Consider the following 20,600-nt stretch of genomic DNA (forward strand, 5'->3'; position numbering starts at 1 on the left):
CTGCTCAATGACAGCCTCAAGCAACTGCGCGCCGCCGGACTGCTCGCCAGCGCGCCCGCTGGTATCGCCCTGGTGTCCGGGGCGGACCTGCAAACCAGCGCGGCGAACCATCTCATCGCCACAGCGGGCGGGAATGCGGACATCAGCGCGGTCAAGCGCTTCACCGTTGCCGCCGGCGACGCCGTGTCCCTGTTCGCGCAGAAACTCGGCATGAAACTGTTCGCGGCGGGCGGGAAGGTCGAGATTCAGGCGCAGGGCGATGAGTTGCAGTTGGCGGCGCTTAAGGACGTCACCATTAGCAGTACGGACGGGAAGCTGGTGCTGTCGGCCGCCAAGGAGGTGTGGATTGGGTCGGGCGGGTCTTACATTCGGATTACGCAGTGCGGGATCGAAAATGCAACGCCGGGAGACATCTTCGAAAAGTGCGCGGTGTGGGTTAAGCGCCCGCCCGCCTCGATGCAGATCCACGCCGAAATGGCAAACATTCTGCCCGCACACCCGCTGACGCTGAACACCGGCGCCTCGCCGGCATCGAGAACCCGGCTGCCTGTCGGCATGCCGTACAAGCTGTTTGCCGAAGGCGTGCTGTTCCGGCAGGGCGTGATCGACGAAACAGGCGACATTCCGATCGACCATCAGATGGCCACCAAGCAGTACGAACTGCAATTGGCTAGCGGCGCGGTCCACGCCATTCCTACTACTGAGGAATATCGCGGCAACGCCGAAAACGGCGAACTTGCCGCGCGCGGCTTTCAATTCTTCGAGTCCGCACCCGGAACGCCCGAGGCGCCCGATCGCGCCGTCCATCGCCAGGTTTATGACCAACTGCTCGGCTCAACACCCGAGGATCAGGTATGAGACAACAACCCATTACCACGCCCATCGCTCTGTCGCGTACCAATCGGGCGCTCATCACGCTGCCGTGGTTCGTCCAGCGTGCCGAATATGCGCCTCAGCCCTGCACCTTTCATCCCCTCGTCAATGGCGAAGAGGCGTTCGGCGACCTCCACGACACCATTTCCGCCGCGCAGAAGACCGTCGACATTATCTGTTGGGGCTTCCAGCCATCAATGTTCTTCAAACGCGGCGCCAGGGAGCGCGGCACGCCTTGTATTGGCGACCTGCTCGAGGCAGCGGGAAAGCGCGGGGTAAAGGTCCGTCTGCTTAGCTGGGGCGGCGAAGCATTGGGCATTCCCGGCATGTCAGATATGGGCGACGAGCCGAACCTGCCTGACCGCATGCATCAGCATCCCTGGTTCTCGCGTCCACCCAATCCCCGCGTCAATCCCAAGGAATTCAACCGGTACTGGCATTGGCGTGCAGCACGCACCTCCCCTACCGCCAAGATATTCAAAGGGCCTGTTCCATCGCAGGTCATGGAAAAGCTGCCGGGATTGCTGGGGCTGCCGAAGCTGGTCAACGTCGAATTTGTCGTGCGGGATTTTGGCCTGTCTAACCGGCTGGAAATCGCATTTCGCACGGCCTTGTGGGGGACCGACGACACGCGCTCTGCCGGTAGTAAGGCCCAAGGCGGCGCCATCATGGGCGCGATCGTGCCGACGCACCACCAGAAAATGGTGCTGGTCGATTATGAATTGCCTGACCGGGCAGTTGGCTATGTCATGGGCCACAACATGCTCGACCCGTACTGGGACAAGGACGACCATAGCGCGGTCCGGCTCTTGGGCGATCAGGGCCGGAATGGCGCGACGCCACGACAGGACATTTCAAGCCGCGTCACCGGCCCGGTTCTCCGGTATCTGAACCAGAATTTCTGTGAGGCATGGGACCGCGCTACCGGCGAAGCACTGCAAACCACCCGAAAACCTGCCGCGACAGCACTCAAAATGCTGCACGACACCGGCGTCAAGGTCATGGCCCAGGTGCTGCGGACTCAGCCGGAACACGGCAAGTTCGATATCGAGAAAATGTATTTGCAGGTGGTCAACAACGCCTGCAGCTTTGTCTATATCGAGAATCAGTATTTCCGCTTTCCGCCATTGGCCGAGCAAATCAAGGCGGCCGCCGCAAAGCAGATAGCCTGGGGCCGCGACCCGGGCGAGCATGGCCCCATCCACCTGTTTGTCGTCACCAATGCGAGCGACGAGGGCATCGGCCCCGGCACGGTGAACACCTACCGGATGCTGGAGGCCCTGGGCCGCGCCGACACCATCCCCGGTGTGGCGAAACTCGAACGGCAGGACAAGCGGCGCGAGGCCTTGCAAAAGGAATATGACGAGGCGGTCGCGGCGGAGAAGCAGGCCCGTGGAGCCATGCAGGGCGCCGAGGAAATGCGCCGATACGTGGACAGCGAAGTCACCGCGAAGAAGCTGGCCGAGGCCATCGAGAACCTGAGGCGGGCACGAGAGCGACAGGCAGAACTGGTCGATCAGATGAAAGCCCCCCAGGAGGCCATCGTCCCGTCAGAAATCCCCGGCCTGAAAGTCCACATCTGCACGCTGGTCGCGCCGGATTCCCCACCCGGAAAATGGGAGCACGTGTATGTGCACTCAAAGCTGATGATTATTGACGATGTGTTCATGACGCTGGGCTCGGCGAATATCAATACCCGCAGCATGGCGGCGGATAGTGAATTGAATATCTGCCATGAGCATACGGGGGTGACGGGGCCGCTACGGAAGCGGTTGTGGGGGATACATACGGGAGGAAAGGGGGCGCAGGAGGATATTAGGGAGGCGTTTAGACGGTGGGCCCGGATCATTACGAAGAACAAGGACCATCAGAAGAATGGAAGGGCGCCGGTTGCCTCATTGATCGAATTTTATCGAGACGATCCTAAACGTACTCACCTGGACTGAACAATGCGACTCCCCTTCGCCCTCGTCGCGATCGCACTTGCAACGAACGCCTGCTCAAAGGAAACCCCTATGCGAACCGTCCCGGATTTGGCCAGTGTCCGCGCGAATCTTGCTTTCGAATGTACGTATGAAGCAGCAAGTCTTCCTCCGCTCTATCCGGAGGCCGATGTATTGTTTCGGTATGCTCGGCATCTGGAAAGGCTTAGCGGCCCAAAGGATTTCGATGAGGTGGCTCTCTACTATCGAGTAGCAGCTGCCCATGGACACTACAAGGCAAACAATAACCTGCAGCAACTGATTTCACACGGTTTGGCTTCCTCGCCGCTCGCGCAAAAGGAAAGCGTCGACCTGGCTGCGCAGTTAATCGAGGAGGGGGTGCCGTCCGGGTATTACGACATTGGGTATTACTTGAACCTCGGCTATGGCCTCAAGCAAGATAAGGAAATGGCGCTACGGTACATCCGCAAGGCAGCCGACCTTGGCAACGCCAACGCACAAGTCTACGTTGCGGAGTTGCTTGCAGGCTGGGACAAGGCTCCTGCAATAGCGAGAAGCATGCGCCAGTGCGCCACCGATCAGGGACATGGCGAGGCGGCAAACGCGCTGGGAACCAACTTGCAGGGCGACCAACTGTATGCGGAAGCGGTAAAAGCATTTCAGAAGGGCGTAGCCGCCGGAAATTCGATAGCCGCCCTGGTGCTGGAGTACGGCTTCAAGCCGGTTCTCCCAGAGGATATGGACTATCTTGCCTTACCTCCCGACCCCGAACGCTCCCGCCGTTATGAGCAAATCGGCAAATTCCTAGACCGCTACGACGGCCAAAACCCCAAGCTCCCCGACATCGACAAAATCGTCCCCCTGCCCCCGGCCAAGCTTCCGCCCTGGGACGGCACCTTCCAGTGGCAGAAGGAACAGGAAGCCGCCGAACCACCGCCAAAGCCGTCGGATGAACTCATCCTCCGCCTGTGCAAGGCCAAGAACCTCGACCCCGCCACGGGCCTGGCCATTCCGCCCCCGCCCAAGGCGGCATTGGGCACGCAGGCGAACACCGGCACACCGTGCCCCGAATCCGGAACATGGCGCGCCACCCGGTTCAGCTTTCTACAGGACGCCACCGGGCATTTCCGTAAAGGCGAGACGATGCCCGCGCTCTACGTCCCCAACCGGCGCATCTTCGACTGGCTCGACGATTTTCTGGGCTTGCGCTATCAGGACGTGGCCGTCACCTGGAAACTGGTGGCCCACGACAAGGAAACCTGACCGCCCGGCGCCCCTTGATGACCCAAAGCCGTATTGGCACAAACAAAGACCATCGAAACAAATGGAAGTCACCGGTGGCCTCATTGATCGAATCTTATCGAGACGATCCAAAGCGCTCCGATCCGGACTGAAATGCGAACCTTTCCCTTGTTTTTTGCCATGGCGTTTACGACGATCGCATGTTCAAAGGAGACCCCTATGCGAACCGTCCCGGATCTGGCCAGTGTCCGCGCCAATCTTGCATTCGAATGTGTCCATGAAGCTGCACGCCTGCCTCACCTCGACCCTGAGACCGATGCAGTCTTTCGGTATGCACGCCATCTGGAAAAGCGGCGCGGCCCGAAGGATTTCGACGAAGTCGCGCGCTACTATCGGATCGCCGCGGCCCACGGTCACTACAAAGCCAATAACAACTTGCAGCAGTTGGTGTCACACGGATTGGCGTCTTCACCTCTCGCACAAAAGGAGAGTGTCGACCTGGCCGCGCAGTTGGTCGAAGCGGGCGTGCCGTCAGGGTACTACGACATCGGCTATTACTTGAACCTGGGCTACGGTCTCAAGCGGGACAAAGAAATGGCGCTGCGGTACTTTCGCAAAGCGGCCGACCTTGGTAATGCGAATGCTCAGACGTATGTGGCAGAGCTTCTCGCGCCGTTAGATAAAGCTCCAGATATCGCGCGGAAAATGCAGCGGTGCGCAGCCGAGCAGGGTCACGGTGAGGCGGCGGGAAGTCTGGGAATTCATCTGCAGAATAAGGGAGTCTACGCCGACGCAATTCAAACGTACCAGATGGGCGTTCGCGCGGGCAATGCGCTTTCAGCATCCTTTCTTGAGGAAGGATTTCGGGGGCCGCCAGAATCGGATATGTACTATTTAGGCGCCGCACCGGATATCGAGCGGTCTGAGCGCTATAAATTGATCGGCAAATTCCTAGATCGTTACGACGGCCAAAACCCCAAGCTCCCCGACATCGACACAATCGTCCCCCTGCCCCCGGCCAAGCTTCCGCCCTGGGACGGCACCTTCCAGTGGCAGAAGGAACAGGAAGCCGCCGAACCACCGCCAAAACCGTCGGACGACCTGATCCTCCGCGCGTGCAAGGCCAAGAACCTCGACCCCGCCACGGGCCTGGCCATTCCGCGCCCGCCCAAGGCCGCATTGGGCACGCAGGCGAAACCACCCTATATAACCCAAAGTCGTCCAATTCCTACACCGATATCAGCCCTAGCCCGCCTTGGTTGTGCCGCCTGCTGTTCTACCCTGAATCTACAAGGCAACGCTGAGGCAAGGCTTGGGCTTCGCCTCCGGAACAACAATAGGGAAACAAGGAGCACGCCATGGGTATCGGCACCATTCTTCTCATTATTCTGATTCTGCTGCTCGTCGGCGCGCTTCCGGCGTGGCCGTATAGCACGGGCTGGGGTTATTGGCCCAGCGGCGGGCTGGGTCTTATCGTTCTCATCGTGGTCCTGCTGGTGGTATTGGGCCGAATATAAGGAGTGATTGTCATGCCAGCGAAATCGAAGGCACAGCAAATGGCCGCCGGTGCGGCGCTCTCCGCCAAGCGTGGAGACACCAAGGCTGGCGCGCTGAAAGGCGCGTCCAAGTCGATGTACAAGTCCATGAGCGAAAAGGAACTGGACAAGATGGCCAGCACCAAGCAAAAGGGCAAGCCGACGCACAAGGCCAAGAGCTGATCGCTGCCGCATCTCGCAGCCGCATCTCGCGGAACCTCGTGCCCCTGCCGGATCCTATCCGCAGGGGCACGAGGCATTTCAGGGGGGTTACTTCTTGCGCGGCACGCAGGGGCCAATCCATCCCGGGAGCCTGCGTGCCTTGCTGCTGCGCGCCAGCGGAATGGCGAGCGTCATCGCGCGGGCGAAGCCGGCGATGCTATGCATGTCTTCCTCCACATGGCGCCGGAAGAAGCCTGCCCAGCTGAAATCGCCGTAGGCATTGCCCGGTTTCTGGTAGGCGCCGGCGTTGCGCGTGAAGGCGGCCAGGCTGCGGTACGGGTCGTCGCGCATCCCCATCACCGTGGCGGGCAGCGCATCGACGTCCAGATGCTTGCCGTGCTCATCCACCGGATGAACATGCCCGAGCGCGCGCATCTTCTTCCAGAACGCGCTGGGCGACAGGTCGCTGAGATCGGCGTCGATGCAGACCGGTGCCGTGCGCCAGCCCAGTTCCAGCCACGCGCGCGCCCAATGGTGATGATCGGCGATATACAGCGCCCCACCCGGCCCGGCGATGGTCCGGATGCAGTGTTCGCGGAGGAACTTGCGCATCGCGGCCGGCTCGCGCGGCTGGGCGCTGACGTCCATCTTCTCGTGGACCTGATAGAAGCCCAGCGTCAGCTGCGTGGGGCGCAGGGTGTCCAGGTCCGCCGTGTCGGTCTTGGCCATGGCGGGCGCCTCAGCTATGGCTCGATACCTGCCGATCGACGTAATGCTCCAGTTCGCTGCCCGGATCTTCGTTGCCCGTGCTATCCACGGCGACGGCCTCCTCGGCCACCGGCCCGGCGTGCGCGGGCCGGGCCTCGCCATTGGACTGTCCGGACTGTCCGGACTGGCCGGACTGGCCGGACTGCCGGGAGGCGGCCGGCGCGGGCCAGCACTCGCCTTCCTGCGTGTCCACCAGCTTGGGCTGTCGCTTCGGATCGAAGTCGGCCCACTGGCCGCCTTCCCAGGTGCCGCTCGCCCGCTCGATGTCGCAGGCGCCGCCTTCGCGCAGCACATCGGCCACTTCCTCGCGGCGGTCGCCCTTGGCGCGGGTGGCCAGCAGCACGCCCGGCGGGCGGGCGCCGCCCGGGTTGACGGACATGATCGACACATCCCAGACCGAGAACCCGCGCGCGTACAGCTTCTGGGCGATCTCCTCGGCGTCCGGGATGGACGCGAACCGGCCGGCTACGATGGATGACATGATGGGCTCCCTTGCGATACGTCGCGATTTATCGATCGATGCGGGCGCGGTCAACCGTTGACCACTTCCCCGCCATTGATATGCAGAATCTGGCCGGTGATGTAGCTCGCGGCGTCAGACGCCAGGAACACATAGCCGGCCGCCACCTCGAAAGGCTGGCCGGGCCGCCCCATTGGCGTCTTCTTGCCGAACTTGGCCACTTCTTCCTCAGTGAACGTGGACGGAATCAGCGGCGTCCAGATCGGCCCCGGCGCCACGCCGTTGACGCGGATGCCACGCTTGACGATCTGTAGCGCCAGCGAGCGCGTGAACGACACGATGGCCCCCTTCGTCGCCGAATAATCGAGCAGATGGCCGCTACCGCGATAGGCCGTCACCGAGGTCGTATTCAGGATCGACGCGCCCTTCTGCAGGTGCGGCAGCGCGGCGCGCGTGACGTGGAACATGGCGAAGACATTGGTGCGAAAGGTGGCTTCGAGCTGGCTGGTGTCGATGTCTTCGAGCGAATCCTGCGGATGCTGCTCGGCGGCGTTGTTGACCAGGATGTCGAGCCGGCCGAACTGCTTGATGGTCTGGGCCACCACGGCGTCGGCATGGCTGACCTCGGCCAGATCCCCGGCGATGACCAGCGCCCGGCGGCCAGCCTGCTCGATCAGGCTGGCGGTTTCCTTCGCGTCGCCGTGCTCGTCCAGATAGGCGATGGCCACGTCGGCGCCCTCGCGCGCGTAGGCCACGGCGATGGCGCGGCCGATGCCACTGTCGCCGCCGGTCACCAGCGCCACTTTGCCTTCCAGGCGCCCGCTGCCCACGTAGTCGTCGGCGCCGCTATCCGGGCGCGGTTCCATCTCGCTTTCCAGGCCTGGCTGATGTTCCTGGTGCTGGGGCGGTACCTGCTTGGGTGTAGCCATGGCAATACCTGTGAGAAGGGGATCGGAATTGGATATAGGCAAGGTCTGCGCAAATTCCATGCCGCGCGCCGTGGCCCGCCCGCAAGGGAAGATTAGGCGGCTGGCGCCCTCGCCGCGCGTAACGGTTACAACGTGTGGCAAGGATTGCACCCGGCGCCGCGCGCGGCTCGCATCGCGCACATCGCGCGGGTATGGCCCCGACCAGCCTCCGCGCGGCATGGAACTTGCGGCTTGGCGAACACCGAACCGCAAGGAGCGCGACATGTTCAATTTCCGAGGAGACCGCGGTGCCAGCCGCACGGGCCGCGCCAAGCCCGAGCCGGCCAGCCCGACGCATGAGGACTGGGGACAGGAATGGGGCGAAGACTGGCGCGGCGATACGACCTACGGCGGCGCTGGCTACTACGGCGACAGCCGCAGCGGCGGACAGTCGTTCAACAGTGCACAACGCGTGTATCCGGGCGATCCCGGCTATCGCGAACATCCCACGCGGCCGCAAACGCTCTCCGGCACCGGTGTCGGCAGCCGCCGCCCGGTGGGGCCAAAGAACTACGAACGGCCCGACGAGCGGGTGCTGGGCGATGTGTGCGACCGCCTCGCCCACCATCCCGACGTGGACGTCTCCGATGTGACCGTCGATGTCGACAAGGGGCTGGTCAAGCTCGGCGGCACGGTCGGAGACCGGCGCCAGAAATACATCGTCGAGGAGATCGCCGATGCCGTGTACGGCGTGAAGGACGTGGAAAACCAGATCCGCGTGCGCCGGCCGGGCGAGGGAGCCGACTCCGCCCAACGCGACAGCATCGGTAGCTGGGCATCCGGCTCGGAAACCGGCGAAGCCACCACCTCCCCCGAACGCACGCTGAACAAGAGCTGAGGCCGCCCCCATGGCAAAACCGCTGCGCGCAGGCGCAAAGCTGATGGTGCCGATGGATCATCTGCGGCCCACGCAGATCACCATCGGCGGCTACCACGTCGCGCAGAAGATTCATGTCACGCGGCGCCTGTCGCACGCCGATCTGCCCGGCTTTCTCGACAAACACCGCGTTCACGTGGTGCTCGGCCCGGAGCACACGCTCTACGTGGTGGATCACCACCACTGGGTGCGTGCCTGGCATGAGATGGGCATGGAGATGGTGCCGGCGCACGTGCGGGAAGACCTGAGCCACCTGTCCCAGCGCAAGTTCTGGGCGTACATGGTCGAGAACCACATGGTCCACCCGTACGACGAGCAGGGCCGGCGCCAGCCCATCAAGGCGCTGCCGCCGGACATCCATGCCATGCGGGACGATCCGTATCGGAGCCTGGAGGCGTTCGTGCAGCTGGCCGGCGGCTATCGCAAGGTCAAGGCCGCCTATCCGGATTTCCGCTGGGCCGACTTCTTCCGCCAGCACATCGAAGGGCCGTTCGACACCCATCACGGCTTTGCCACCGCGCTGGCGCGCGCGGTGCAACTGGCGCTGAGCACCAAGGCGCGCGGGCTGCCCGGCTATATCGGGCCATGCCGCAAGCGCGCTGCGTCGAAGAAGAAAAAGACCTAGTCAGGCGCCGCGATCGAGCGGCGCATCAGGACGCGGCGTCTTGGCGGGCTGCGGGGCATCGCGGCGATCGGGGCCATCGCCCCGGCGTGCCATGTCGCGCGCCTGCGTCAGCACGCAGCACAGCAGGTAGTAGGCCCGCTTGAACTCGTTGGCCGCTTCGCGCGGGCAGCCGTTACCGGCCTGCCGGAAGCCCGCGTCGAGCCGGGCCTCGATGCCGCTTTCCCATTCCGCTTCCGGGAACAGATGGCGTGCACGGTTGCGCCAGAGCGCCATCGTCGACATCTGCCGACTAGCCAGCGTGGAGGGCTCCCAGCGCCCCTCGCCATTGCCGAGGTCCAGGCGCATCTCGCACAACGCCTGCATCAGCACGCGCGCCTGCCGGAGATCCCGCCCGCGTAGCGGCCGGACCGTGCCACCGCGCCCCTTGCAGGGAACCGTGGCCAGCCGTGGCATCGGCACTTCTTGATGGTTGTGGTTGTTGAGGGCTGCAACGATGGACTCCGTTTGCGGGAAGTCCTGATGCACCGTTTCCTGCTGGCTGCCGTCGATACTCAGGCAACTGAAGACTGCGTTTTCCACCTTGGCCTCTTGCTAGACTCGCTACGCTGTTGTTATTCATTGGTAGGCGTAGCGATGCAATTGCCGTGCCGGACAACGCGGGCTCACCTCATGCTGCTTTGCGAGGCGTCGCCACCGGCGCACAAGTGCTCTCCAGCAGCGCCAGCAGGCGCGCTTCGTCGGCACGCAGGCGCACGCCGGCACGCGGGGCCGGCAAGGCTTGCAAGGTGTCATCCATGAAGGCCGCGAGCACATCCGGGTGTACGTAGCATTTTCGACAGACGGCCATGGTGTTGCGCAGCCGCTGCGCCACTTCGCGGATGACCTCGGTCACGGCCTTCTTGCGCGCGGTCTCGCTGTCGGCCGTGGTCTTGCGCAGCAGCGCCAGCGCGTGGACGCTGCCGGCCCAGGTGCGGAAGTCCTTGGCCGTGAAATCGCCGCCGGTCACCTCCTGCAGATAAGCGTTGACATCGACCGAGCCGATCTCGCGGATCTCGCCCTCCGGGTCCTTGTACTTGAACAGCCGCTGCCCCGGCAGCTCCGTGCAGTTGCGGACGATGCGGGCCAGGCGGGCATCGTTGACGGACACGTCGTGGGTCACGCCGCTCTTGCCGGTGAACTGGAAGCGCAGGCGGCTTCCGCGCACGGCCACATGGCGCCGGTGCAGCGTAGTCAGCCCATAGGTGCGATTCTGGCGCGCGTAACGCGGGGTGCCGACGCGCACGAGGGTGGCATCCAGCAACGTCACCACGGCGGCAAGGATCTTCTCGCGCGGCATGCCGTTGCGCGCCAGATCTCGGGCCAGCCGCCCGCGCAGACGCGGCAGCGCATGCCCGAAGGCCATCAGGCGGGTGAACTTGTCGGTGTCGCGCAGCGCGGCCCAGTCCGGGTGATAGAGGTATTGCTTCCGGCCCCGCGCATCGCGGCCCGTGGCCTGGAGATGGCCGGTGGGGTCGGCGCAGATCCAGACCGACTCGTAGGCTGGCGGAATCGCCAGCGCCTGGATGCGCGCGAGCGTGGCCTTGTCCTCGATGCGCTTGCCCTTGGCATCGGCATAGTAGAAGCCCGTGCCCGCGCGGCGCCGGGCGATGCCGGCTTCGCCGTCGTCGGCGTGCCGCAGCCCCACGGCACGCAACGCGGCGTCGGCGGCTTGCTCGGCGGTCGCTGCGGGCGAAGGGGTGACGGACGCGGGGCTCATGTGGCTCCGCCAACGCACAAACAATGCCAGCCAGTGGCGACCGCACTTTATGCGGGTTTTGCAAGAATTTCCGGTGCGACTGGCAGAAACAACACGGCCTGCAATCGCTACAAAGCGACTCGCACGCGCTGCCCCGCGCTACTTGCGTGCCTTCGGCGCCGACGCCGCGATCACCTGCGGGTCGTTCTCGTCGTCGGCATCGCCAGCCGCCACGGCGGTCTCGTTGTCGTCCTCATCGGGCGCCAGGCCGGCATCGGCACGCGGCGGGGGCGGCTTTTGGCGCGACACCGTGTATTCGGGGGATTCGGTTGCCGTTGCCTTCTTCACGGTGGACGGTGTGCTTGGCCGGGGCGGCACCACCGCCGGGCCGGTACGCGCCTCGGTCACCATCTCGCGCAGCCATCCCACCAGCAACTTGCCATAGGCGCGCTGGCAGTCCTCTGTCGACAGACCGTGGTCGGCGCCCTTCAGTACCCGGTACGTGATCGACCAGGCCTCGCAGCAGGCGTCCACGTAGCTGAGCACCGCCGCGTGGGGCACGATGCTGTCATGCTGCGATTCCACGACCAGCACATCGCCCTTGAAATTGGTACAGGCGCGCAGGGCCCGGTTGGTATCGGGGGCTACCACCTTGCGCCGGTACGCCACGAGATCCTGGTCGTGGTGGAGCTGCCGCTTGGGCGACTCCCATCCGCTATCCATGTAGAGCGCCGGCGCGCGCAGGGCCAGCCAGCGCACCGGGCGCAGCTCGCACAGCACGGCGGCCAGGTAGCCGCCGTAACTGCTGCCCACCACGGCGATGGCGTTGCGGTCCACCTCGGGGTGCCGCACCAGCACGTCATAGGCAGCCAGGACATCGGCCAGGTTGCGCATGCGGCTGACGGTTTCGTATTGCGCGGCGGTACCGGCATGACCGGTCAGGTCGAAGGTCATGCAGACGCAGCCCAGGCCGGCCACCTCGCGCGCACGCGCCAGGTACTGCTGCTGGCTGCCGCCCCAGCCGTGCACGAACAGCACGCCGGGGAGCTTGGTGGCCGGCGTGATCAGCGTGCCGGCGATGGTACCGCCATCGGTATGGACCTGTAACGATTCCTCATGTGTGGCCATCAGAACTGGACTCCAGAATTGCGTACTTCGTCAACGGGCCGACGTTGCGGTCTTCTCCCTGGTAATAGACGTCCGCGCCGGGCGGCACGGGTACGTCGCTGCCATAGATCTCGCGCGTGCTGGCGGTGGCCCGCACGCATTGGGGATCGGCCTGGAAGGCCGCCAGCGCGGCCAGTTCGGCCCCGGTGGCGCCGCCCACGCGCCATGACTGTTCGAGCACGCCGAGCCGCTGCCGGCCGTTGTCGGTGCCCATCGCCACATCGTAGTTGCAGCGGGACACCATCGTGCCCGGAAAACACTCCACCGCCGCGGCGTGATAGGCCAGCGCGGCCTGCACGGCCTCGCGCAGGTGCGCCTCGATCGGATGCGCGCACAGGTCTTCCAGCGAGCCCCGCACCACGCGCAGCGTGGACCCGCCGTAGACCAGCTTGCCGGCGTGATTGTGGGTGAGGCCCTGGGTGCCGCAGTAGCTCGCGCGCAGGTTGCCCACCTCCAGCTGACCGACGCTGAACGTCGTCACGTCCTCGAGGTTGCGTTCGAGCACCAAGCCTTCGCACTCGATCCGCCGGGCGTCCAGCGCTTCCAGCGCGGCGTCCAGTTCGGCCGCGTTCGCCACCACCTGCTGGCCGAGTCCGCCGATGCCGCACGGCTCCTTCACACGGACCTTGCCCTCGCCCAGCATGGCCTGCCCGGCGCGCCGGGCATCCTCCACCGAGAACGCGGTGTAGCCGGGCAGGACGTAGGGCTCGATGCGCGCGCCGAAGTCATGGCTCCAGCCCTCCGGCGCCCTTGCATCGGGAGAAATCAGCCCGTGGGAGATCGCCTTGGTGCCGACGAAATCGTGCGGCACCACGCCGCCGAGCAGGTCATGCAGGCTGTCGATGCCGAGCTGGCGGGCGCTGTCGATGCCAGTCAGTGTGTCGGCCGGCACGAAGTAGAGACGGTCCGCCGCAGCGCCGTGGGTCACGGCGTCGTAGCTGCCCGCGTAGCGGAAGCCCGCAAGGGCCGCCACGCGCTCGGCAATGTTCCGCAGCGTGACGCCCGGATGACTCGCCGGGTCGTCGCAATCGGCGCGCCCGTAGACAACCACGCGCACCTCGCGCGGCTGGGCCAGCGGCGCCGGCTCGTTGGATGCCGTCGTAACTGCGGGATTCGGAGTTGCCGGGGTGGCCAAAATGGTCTCCTCAGGGAACAGACGTGCCCGGAACGCACCGGGCATGCGCCGCCAAGCCGAGCCAGATCCATGCCAGCTAGGTGGCGGGCTCGGCATCGGCCGGGGCGGCATCCGCTTGACGCCGCGCGTGGCGCGCGCGCCGTTTCGCGGCATGGTTCTCGTTGGCATCGTCCAGGGAGTGGCTGCACTTCACCCCGCCCTCCTTGTCCGCCAGTTCCGCCAGATGGCGATAGAACAGCACAAGCTGGCGCAACTCGTCCTCGTCGAGTTCCTCGATCGAGATCAGATGGTTGCTCGCCGGCTTGCTCGATGCCAGCAGCTCATTCAGCTTCAGGTGCACGGCCATCGAGTCCTTGTTCTGACTCTGCTGGATCAGGAACACCATCAGGAAGGTGACGATGGTGGTGCCGGTGTTGATAATCAGCTGCCACGTCTCCGAGTAACCGAAGATCGGGCCGGTCATGGCCCAGACCACCACCACCAGCACGGCCAGCACGAAGGCTGCCGGGGAACCCGCGTGGCGCGTGGCAGCGCCGGCGAAGTGATCGAACAGATGCATCATCCGGCGCTGTTTCATGAAAGGCTCCTGCGGAACGCACGACTGTCTACATTGTAGAGAGCGGACCGCCGCCTGATCAGCCGGCGGTGTCCTACAAGGCTGTCGGCGCGTTGTGACGCGTCGTTTTTACAAGACGGCGCCGCCTTGGGCGGCGCCTGCGCTGTGGCGCCGCAGGCATGCCGATTGCGTCGCACGGTCATGCAGGACTCTTGTTACCAGCGAAAGGAAGCGCCATGCAGACGGAAACCCAGGACACCGCCCGGACCAGTCCAGACGAAGACGACGAATTGCTGCGCGAACGCGTGGGCACATGCATCGCCGAAGCGTGCGGCGGTGACATGCCCGATGGCGTGGCCGTGCACGTGGTGGACCGGCGCGTCACGCTGACGGGCCGCGTGGAGGACATCGACCTGTCGCAACGGCTGGAAAAGGCCGCCGCCACGCCGCCGGGGATTCTCGGTGTGTCGAACCAGCTCACCACGCGGGTGCCGCCGCCCCCGGAGCCGGCCGGCCAGCCGCAGGCCAGTGGCATGCGCGCGGACCCGTCGAGCAAACCCTCGGGGCAGGTGAACCACAAGGTCTGAACCCTTCCCTCCCTCAAACGAAAAAACCGGCGCCCCAGGGCGCCGGTTTTCATCGGTACGGGCCTCAAGCCCACGGATCGTAGCGATCCTTCTCCCAGTACGGTGAAATGCCGTAGTACTCGTGGATCGTGGTAGCCCACTGCGAGTTCGCCATGGTCGGCCAGTGCTCCTTGTCGAAGCCCGGCGCGGCCTTGATGCGCTCGCGCTCCACACCCAGCACGAAACACTTGCGCCGCGTGTCCAGCGTCAGCGCAGACCACGGCAGCGCGTGCAGCTTCTCGCCGATGCCGAGGAAGCCGCCCATCGCCAGCACCGCATAGGCGATGCGGCCGCCGAGCACGTCGAGCATGATGTGGTCGATGGTGCCGATCTCCTCGCCCGAAGGGTCCACTACCTTGTTGCCTTCGAGGGTGTCGGACGCCATCACGAACGGTCCCGGCCCGGCGCTGTGCTGTTCCGCCCCGCCGATGATGGCCGCGCCCTTCGTTCCGGGGCCGCCGGGCGGGATGCCGGGCGGCTCTGGCGTGTTGTCGATGCGTTGCATGGCTGCTCCTTTTTGTGAAAGGGTGAAAGGCATGGTGATGGAAAAAACCGCGCGGCGCTTACTGCCGCTGCCGCGCGCGCGCTGAATCTTCCCCGGTCAACTGTCCTGCCGGCACGGGCGGTGCCAGCGGATCGAAATCTTCCCAGCGGCCATCGCGCCACTGGCCTTCGGCGCGCTCGACGTCTTCCGCGCCGCCCTGCCGCAACTCGTTGGCCACCAGCGCGGTGTTGTCGGGCGACACATGCGCGGCCAGCAGCACGCCGGCATGCCGCATGCGGACCTCGCCGGTGCGCGGATCGCGCTGGCCGGTGCGGGTCATCGACAACGCGCCCATCAACGACCCGCCATAGGCGCCCACGCCCGTGGCAATCGCCAGGATCAACACGAACACCCACGGCTGCGGCGGCGTGGCGAACCACGCGCGCACGGCGGCGGCCAGGCAGATCCCCACGGCCGCACCCAGCGCCGCGCCAATCATCAGGCCCCGCCCGGCGCCCTTGCCGGTCTGCCGGGCGGCCGGATCCACCGCCTGGTCGCCCCCGATCGGGAACGTGGCGTGCTGGCCGGCCGGGTTCACATAGAACAGGCTGAGATCCTGCTCGCTCAGCCCCTTGGCCCGCAAACGGGCCGCGGCGGTCTCTGCGTGGTCAAACGTATCGAATCGTCCTGCGATGATCGTAGACATAGGGATGCTCCGTTCAAAGCGTTGATGCGGTACAGGCGTGCCGGGGCGCACGAAGAATCACAAGCGGCCATCCAAAGGGAGGGCCGCCTGGCGTCCGAATCACTTCTTGCCCGACTTGGCCGTGCTCTTGTCCTTGTGGGCGGATTTGCCAGACTTGCCCGCCTTATCGGCCGCCTTGTCGCTGGCTCCCTTCCTTTCGGCAGCGGCCTTGCCGCTGGCGGCCTGATGCTCGCTGCCCTTCTTCAGGGTCCAATCCACATCGTCGCGCTTGGTGGTGGTCTTCTTCTCGGCATGCATCGCCGCGCTCGGCGAAATCGGGTCGCTGGCCGGGAAGGTCATGTCGAGCGAGTCGTCCACGGCGGCCTGATAGGTCTTCTTTTTCGGCTTGTCCTTCTCGTGCTTGCCATCCGCCTTCTCGGCGCCAGTGATTGCAGGCGCAGCGGGATGATTGGCAGAGGTCGGGAAGGGGCTTTGCGATCCCTTGGAAGCGTGGGCTTTGTGCATGGCATCTCTCCTGTTGGGTATCGAGTTCGGGTCCCCTCATGGCGGGGCTCCACGGATAACCATGCAAACGGTGGGCCAGCGGCCCATGGGCCATCCACGCCGCTTTGACGGGCGGCGGACGGTGCAGATTGTGCTGGATGCGGTAAAAAATGCCGGAAGGCGGGGCGGGCGCGGAGATCAGGCGGCCGGTTGGCGGGGGATGCGCACGGCGATGCAGACGCTGACATTGTCGGCGTCGCAGTTGTCATTCTCGGCGGTCAGCTGGGCGCCCTGCAGTTCCACCATGCGCCGCGTGAGCAGCAGCGCGGTGCTCTGCCGGGGCGAGTGGGCGCCGGCCTCGGCCACGCTGCGCCCGAAGAAGTCGGTCAGCACGGCCAGCCGGGAGGCCCCGCGCGAGCGGTCCAGCGGCGGGCTTTCGGAGATGCGGAATTTCACGTACTCGGCCTCGGCCACCAGGTGCACGCGCACCGATCCGCCGGTCGGCGCGCGCCAGATGCAATGGATCAGCAGATGGCGCAGCAGCGGCGCCAGCCGCAGCGCATCGCCCTGCACGCAGAAGTCCTGTCCGCCGGGACTCTGGCATTCGATCGAGCCCAGCGTCACGCCGCGCGCTTCGGCCGCCGCCCGCTTGTCGCCCATGGCTTCCTCGGCGGCGTCGCGCAGGTCGGTGGTTTCCCACTCCGGCTTGCGCTCGTCGGCCAGCAGGCGCACGGCCTCCTCCATTTCCTCGATCAGTGCCAGCTGTTGCTGCATGCCGGAGCGGATGCCGTCGAGCGCGCGCTGCGCCGGGGGGGCGGGGGTATCGATCGAACGGTCCAGCACGTAGCCCCAGCTCTGGATCGCGTTGAGTGACGAGCGCAGGTCATGGGACGCCTGCTCGATCAGCGCGGCCACCTCGCCAATGCTGCGCACGGCCGGGAACGCGAGGTCCCCGGCGGCGGCGCCGTCGTGCGCGGGTTTTGGGGTGGGGCTGGGTGCGTCGGCCATGGCCATTTTCAGGTCTGCTCAGTCAGCGTGTGAATCGAAAGGGAGCCGCCAATCACGGTCCTCATGCAAGAACCATGCGCCGACAAGTCCGGCGCCGTGGATTCCCTGTCACGCAGCCTGCACTCGCCCGCCCTCACGAGGCGGCGGGCGGGCTGGAGTCGCCATTGCGCGACGCGCGCAGCCATTCGGGCAGCTCGCCCTTGGCCGCATAGTCTTCCAGCCGGTTGTATAAAGTCTTCAAACTGATGCCCAGAATCTCCGCCGCGTGCTTCTTCACGCCCGAGCACTGCTCCAGCGTGGCGAAGATCAGTTGGCGGTCCGCCTCGGCCAGGGACATGCCCACCGGCACCGAGACAACGGCCGTACCCGTCGAGGGCGCCGCCGCCACTTGGAGCGGAATCTGTACCTCGGTAATCACATCCTGGTCGGCCATGATGTAGGCGCGCTGCACGAAGTTGCGCAGCTCGCGCACGTTGCCAGGCCAGGCGTGCATGCGCAGGCTCTCCAGCACGCTGGCGGCAAAGCGCCGTTGCGTGCCCTGCTCGCCGTTCAGCTGTTCCAACATGGTGTTGGCGATCTGCACCACGTCGTCGCCGCGCGCGCGCAGCGGCGGCAGTTCGATCGGGAACACGTTCAGCCGGTGGTACAGGTCGGCGCGCAGCTTGCCCTCCGCCACGGCTTCCTCGGGGTTGCGGTTGGTGGCGGCCAGCACGCGCACATCGGCATGCTGTTCGCGGTTGGTGCCCACGCGCATGAAGGTGCCGGTCTCGAGCACGCGCAGCAGCTTGACCTGCAGCTCCAGCGGCATCTCGGTGATTTCGTCGAGGAACAGCGTGCCGCCGTCGGCGCGTTCGAAATAGCCCTTGTGCTGGCGGTCGGCGCCGGTGAAGCTGCCGCGCTCGTGGCCGAACATCTCGGTTTCGATCAGCGTGGGCGAGATCGCCCCGCAGTTCACGGCCAGGAAGGGCTGGCGCCGGCGCGGGGATAGTTCGTGCACGGTCTGCGCGGCCAGCTCCTTGCCGGTGCCGCTTTCGCCAATCAGCAGCACGGTGGCCTCGGTCGGGCCGACCTTGCTGAGCTGGTCATAGACCGCCTGCATGGCTTCGGAACTGCCCAGCAGCCGGCCGAAGCGGCCATAGCGGCGCAACTCGCCGCGCAGCGAATGGATCTCCGCTTTCAGCTCGCCGGTGGTGGCAATACGCTTGAGGACGGTCTGGAGCCGCGTGACGTTGATCGGCTTGACGAGGTAGTCGGTGGCGCCCAGGCGCAGCGCCTCCACGGCGCTCTCCACGCTGGCGTAGCCGGTGGTCAGGATGACTTCCACGCCGGACGAGCCGACTTCCTCGAACAGCTCCATGCCGCTGCCATCGGGCAGGCGCAGGTCGGCCAGCACCGCGTCGGGCATGCGCCAGCCTATCTGGAGGCGCGCCTCGCGCAGGTTGCCGGCGGTGGCGGAGGAAAACCCCTCGATCGCGACAATTTCTGCCAGCGCCGCGCAGGCGTTTTCGTCGTCGTCTACGATCAGGATGTGTGGCATAGGCTGCGCTGGCGTCCGTTGGCGCGGGATTCCTGTCGGAAATCGGTCCGGAGTCTGATTCTCATGAGCCCGTTGGCCTTTCGGTTCGGTGGATGCAGGGTGCTGCGGCGCTTCAGATACTACTGAGATTACGCGGCGGCAAACCGCCTGGCAAAAGTCTCGCCGTGCAACGGGCGGCACAGGGGCAACACAGGCGGCAAGATACGCTGAAGTCTAGCTACAGGCGCTTGGCCGATATGCCAGTGTCCGTCTGACACAGGTGTCGGACCTTTCCGCGACGGCGGCATGGGATGTAGCCACCCGCAGCGCGACCGGATAGCATTAAAACATCATTGACCAATCCGACGCCGTCGGCACCCTTCCCCCACTTTCCTGGGATGGCGGGCGCAGGCGGCCACACTGCCACCCGTGTCCACCACCGCGACGCTTCCATCCGCACGTTCCTCGGCGCCCCCGCCGCGCGCGCCGGGCCGCCGTGCCGCGCCCGGGCAGGTCTCCCTGCTCTGGGAGAGTACCGCGCCAGCCATGCAGCGGCTGATCGCCCAGCTCAACCGGGTGGCGGGGACGGACGTGACGATGCTGGCGGTGGGCGAGAGCGGCAGCGGCAAGGAAGTGGTGGCGCGCGCCGTGCACGAGCGCAGCAGCCGCGCCGGCGGCCCGTTCGTGGCGGTCAACTGCGGCGCCATCGCCCCCACGCTGATTGAATCCGAGCTGTTCGGCCACGAGAAAGGCGGCTTCACGGGCGCGCTGGAGCAGAAGGCCGGCTACTTCGAGCAGGCCCAGGGCGGCACGCTGTTCCTGGACGAAGTCACCGAAATGCCGGTGGAGATGCAGATCAAGCTGCTGCGCGTGCTGGAAAGCCGTAACTTCCACCGCGTGGGCGGCGACACCCTGCTGGTGAGCGACGTCCGCATCCTGGCCGCCACCAACCGCGACCCCATGGAGGCCGTCCGGGACGGCCAGTTGCGCGAAGACCTGCTGTACCGGCTGGCCGTCTTCCCGCTCCATATTCCGCCGCTGCGCGAACGCACCGAGGACATCGTCCCGCTGGCGCGCCATTTCCTGGCCGAATTCAACGCCATGGAGCAGACCGAGAAAGCATTTTCGGCCAGCACGCTCGAACGGCTGGTGCGCTATGACTGGCCCGGCAATGTGCGCGAACTGAAGAATTCCGTATATCGCGCCTATATTCTGGCCGATAAACTCGTGGAAATTGGCAATCCCAATCTCGCCAGCCAGCCGATGCGGCCGACGACCGTCGATGGCGTGGTCAGCGTACGGGTGGGGACGACACTGGCCGATACGCAGCGGGAGATTATCCTGGCCACGCTGTCGCGCTTCGACGGCGACAAGCGGCAGGCCGCCAAGGCGCTTGGCATCAGCCTGAAGACGCTCTACAACCGGCTGGATGTCTATCGCGCCGGATAATGGCGCGCCGCCTCCGCTGAAAATCGTCCCCGCCCCTTGGCGGGGTTTTTTTTGCCGATTTATTCCGCACCGGCGTGCCGATTATCGCCCCCATTTATCGATAGCCTTCCGCCTCGTCGGATTTCACGAAAGCCGTATTCCTTACTTTACATCCGCCGGGCACCGTGTATTTCTTACATATGCGACCCGGACGCGCGGCCGGACCGCATCGGCCCCTGCCCTTGCTGCACCGCAGTTCCCGGCCCGCGCGCTCCCGGACCCCGCCGCGTTGGCACAGCCTTC

23 protein-coding genes are annotated in these 20,600 nt (G+C 65.4%); 10 read left to right on the plus strand and 13 right to left on the minus strand.

Annotation, left to right across the window (positions count from 1 at the left end; genetic code table 11):
* The 6 genes from BM115_RS25690 to BM115_RS25715 form a co-directional block, all read left to right on the plus strand.
* A partial coding sequence (locus tag BM115_RS25690) for a DUF2345 domain-containing protein (protein WP_143093943.1) occupies positions 1-858 on the plus strand: 858 nt, incomplete at its 5' end.
* Positions 855-2,819: a phospholipase D-like domain-containing protein gene (locus tag BM115_RS25695; RefSeq protein ID WP_092301341.1), complete on the plus strand. Its 1,965-nt coding sequence runs from the start codon at positions 855-857 to the stop codon at positions 2,817-2,819. The genes BM115_RS25690 and BM115_RS25695, both read left to right, overlap by 4 nt.
* 69 nt (positions 2,820-2,888) lie before the next feature.
* Positions 2,889-4,079 (plus strand): SEL1-like repeat protein, encoded by a 1,191-nt coding sequence (locus BM115_RS25700; RefSeq protein ID WP_177220016.1) that lies wholly within the window; start codon positions 2,889-2,891, stop codon positions 4,077-4,079.
* 198 nt (positions 4,080-4,277) lie between these two features.
* Entirely contained in the window at positions 4,278-5,450 is a 1,173-nt protein-coding gene (locus BM115_RS25705; protein WP_143093944.1) for an SEL1-like repeat protein, read from the plus strand.
* Entirely contained in the window at positions 5,417-5,575 is a 159-nt protein-coding gene (locus BM115_RS25710) for a DUF3309 family protein (protein ID WP_082016542.1), read from the plus strand. Before BM115_RS25705 ends, BM115_RS25710 begins: the two co-directional genes overlap by 34 nt.
* 12 nt (positions 5,576-5,587) lie before the next feature.
* Complete coding sequence (locus BM115_RS25715; RefSeq protein WP_092301347.1) at positions 5,588-5,776, plus strand: DUF3008 family protein; 189 nt, start codon at positions 5,588-5,590, stop codon at positions 5,774-5,776.
* Between the two features lie 87 nt (positions 5,777-5,863).
* Here the strand turns inward: BM115_RS25715 and BM115_RS25720 are convergent, their stop codons facing one another.
* Genes BM115_RS25720 through BM115_RS25730 form a run of 3 tightly spaced genes read right to left on the minus strand, consistent with a single transcriptional unit; the run spans position 5,864 to position 7,912 of the window.
* On the minus strand, positions 5,864-6,484 hold the full coding sequence (locus BM115_RS25720) for a ParB-like protein (RefSeq protein WP_092301350.1): 621 nt from the start codon (positions 6,482-6,484) through the stop codon (positions 5,864-5,866).
* Positions 6,485-6,494: 10 nt separating this feature from the next.
* The gene (locus tag BM115_RS25725) at positions 6,495-7,004 is read right to left on the minus strand and encodes a hypothetical protein (RefSeq protein WP_092301353.1); all 510 of its coding nucleotides are present in this window, start codon (positions 7,002-7,004) and stop codon (positions 6,495-6,497) included.
* 50 nt (positions 7,005-7,054) lie between these two features.
* Entirely contained in the window at positions 7,055-7,912 is an 858-nt protein-coding gene (locus BM115_RS25730; protein WP_092301356.1) for an SDR family oxidoreductase, read from the minus strand.
* Between the two features lie 262 nt (positions 7,913-8,174).
* Between BM115_RS25730 and BM115_RS25735 the strand changes: the two genes are divergently transcribed.
* A complete protein-coding gene (locus tag BM115_RS25735; protein WP_255370986.1) occupies positions 8,175-8,789 on the plus strand; it encodes a BON domain-containing protein in 615 nt (204 codons plus the stop codon).
* Between the two features lie 10 nt (positions 8,790-8,799).
* Positions 8,800-9,453 carry a ParB-like protein gene (locus BM115_RS25740; RefSeq protein WP_092301362.1) on the plus strand — a complete coding sequence of 218 codons (654 nt, stop codon included), beginning with the start codon at positions 8,800-8,802 and terminating at the stop codon, positions 9,451-9,453.
* Here BM115_RS25740 and BM115_RS25745 read toward each other — a convergent pair whose 3' ends face one another.
* The 5 genes from BM115_RS25745 to BM115_RS25765 form a co-directional block, all read right to left on the minus strand.
* Positions 9,454-10,032, minus strand: coding sequence for a hypothetical protein (locus BM115_RS25745; RefSeq protein ID WP_092301365.1), 579 nt, complete (start codon positions 10,030-10,032; stop codon positions 9,454-9,456).
* 88 nt (positions 10,033-10,120) lie between these two features.
* Positions 10,121-11,209, minus strand: a complete 1,089-nt coding sequence (locus tag BM115_RS25750; protein ID WP_092301367.1) for a DNA topoisomerase IB — start codon at positions 11,207-11,209, stop codon at positions 10,121-10,123.
* A gap of 138 nt (positions 11,210-11,347) precedes the next feature.
* A complete protein-coding gene (locus BM115_RS25755; RefSeq protein WP_092301371.1) occupies positions 11,348-12,316 on the minus strand; it encodes an alpha/beta hydrolase family protein in 969 nt (322 codons plus the stop codon).
* On the minus strand, positions 12,303-13,490 hold the full coding sequence (locus BM115_RS25760; RefSeq protein ID WP_255370987.1) for a DUF3182 family protein: 1,188 nt from the start codon (positions 13,488-13,490) through the stop codon (positions 12,303-12,305). The genes BM115_RS25755 and BM115_RS25760 overlap by 14 nt, the downstream gene beginning before the upstream one ends.
* A 76-nt stretch (positions 13,491-13,566) precedes the next feature.
* Positions 13,567-14,067, minus strand: coding sequence for a low affinity iron permease family protein (locus BM115_RS25765; protein ID WP_255370988.1), 501 nt, complete (start codon positions 14,065-14,067; stop codon positions 13,567-13,569).
* A gap of 215 nt (positions 14,068-14,282) precedes the next feature.
* On the opposite strand from BM115_RS25765, the gene BM115_RS25770 reads away from it, so the two are divergent.
* Positions 14,283-14,633 (plus strand): BON domain-containing protein, encoded by a 351-nt coding sequence (locus BM115_RS25770; protein ID WP_092301376.1) that lies wholly within the window; start codon positions 14,283-14,285, stop codon positions 14,631-14,633.
* 64 nt (positions 14,634-14,697) lie between these two features.
* Here BM115_RS25770 and BM115_RS25775 read toward each other — a convergent pair whose 3' ends face one another.
* The 5 genes from BM115_RS25775 to BM115_RS25795 form a co-directional block, all read right to left on the minus strand.
* Entirely contained in the window at positions 14,698-15,177 is a 480-nt protein-coding gene (locus BM115_RS25775) for a PRC-barrel domain-containing protein (RefSeq protein WP_092301379.1), read from the minus strand.
* Between the two features lie 58 nt (positions 15,178-15,235).
* Positions 15,236-15,862: a hypothetical protein gene (locus BM115_RS25780; RefSeq protein ID WP_092301382.1), complete on the minus strand. Its 627-nt coding sequence runs from the start codon at positions 15,860-15,862 to the stop codon at positions 15,236-15,238.
* Positions 15,863-15,961: 99 nt separating this feature from the next.
* The gene (locus BM115_RS25785; RefSeq protein ID WP_255370989.1) at positions 15,962-16,366 is read right to left on the minus strand and encodes a hypothetical protein; all 405 of its coding nucleotides are present in this window, start codon (positions 16,364-16,366) and stop codon (positions 15,962-15,964) included.
* A 177-nt stretch (positions 16,367-16,543) separates the two neighbouring features.
* Positions 16,544-17,353 carry a sensor histidine kinase gene (locus tag BM115_RS25790; protein WP_255370990.1) on the minus strand — a complete coding sequence of 270 codons (810 nt, stop codon included), beginning with the start codon at positions 17,351-17,353 and terminating at the stop codon, positions 16,544-16,546.
* A gap of 133 nt (positions 17,354-17,486) precedes the next feature.
* Entirely contained in the window at positions 17,487-18,890 is a 1,404-nt protein-coding gene (locus tag BM115_RS25795) for a sigma-54-dependent transcriptional regulator (protein WP_092301385.1), read from the minus strand.
* A 408-nt stretch (positions 18,891-19,298) separates the two neighbouring features.
* Here BM115_RS25795 and BM115_RS25800 point away from each other — a divergent pair, with 408 nt between their 5' ends.
* A complete protein-coding gene (locus tag BM115_RS25800; RefSeq protein ID WP_092301388.1) occupies positions 19,299-20,318 on the plus strand; it encodes a sigma-54 interaction domain-containing protein in 1,020 nt (339 codons plus the stop codon).
* Positions 20,319-20,600 lie beyond the last annotated feature (282 nt).

Source organism: Cupriavidus sp. OV096, assembly GCF_900115455.1.
In the GTDB taxonomy this organism is placed as follows: domain Bacteria; phylum Pseudomonadota; class Gammaproteobacteria; order Burkholderiales; family Burkholderiaceae; genus Cupriavidus.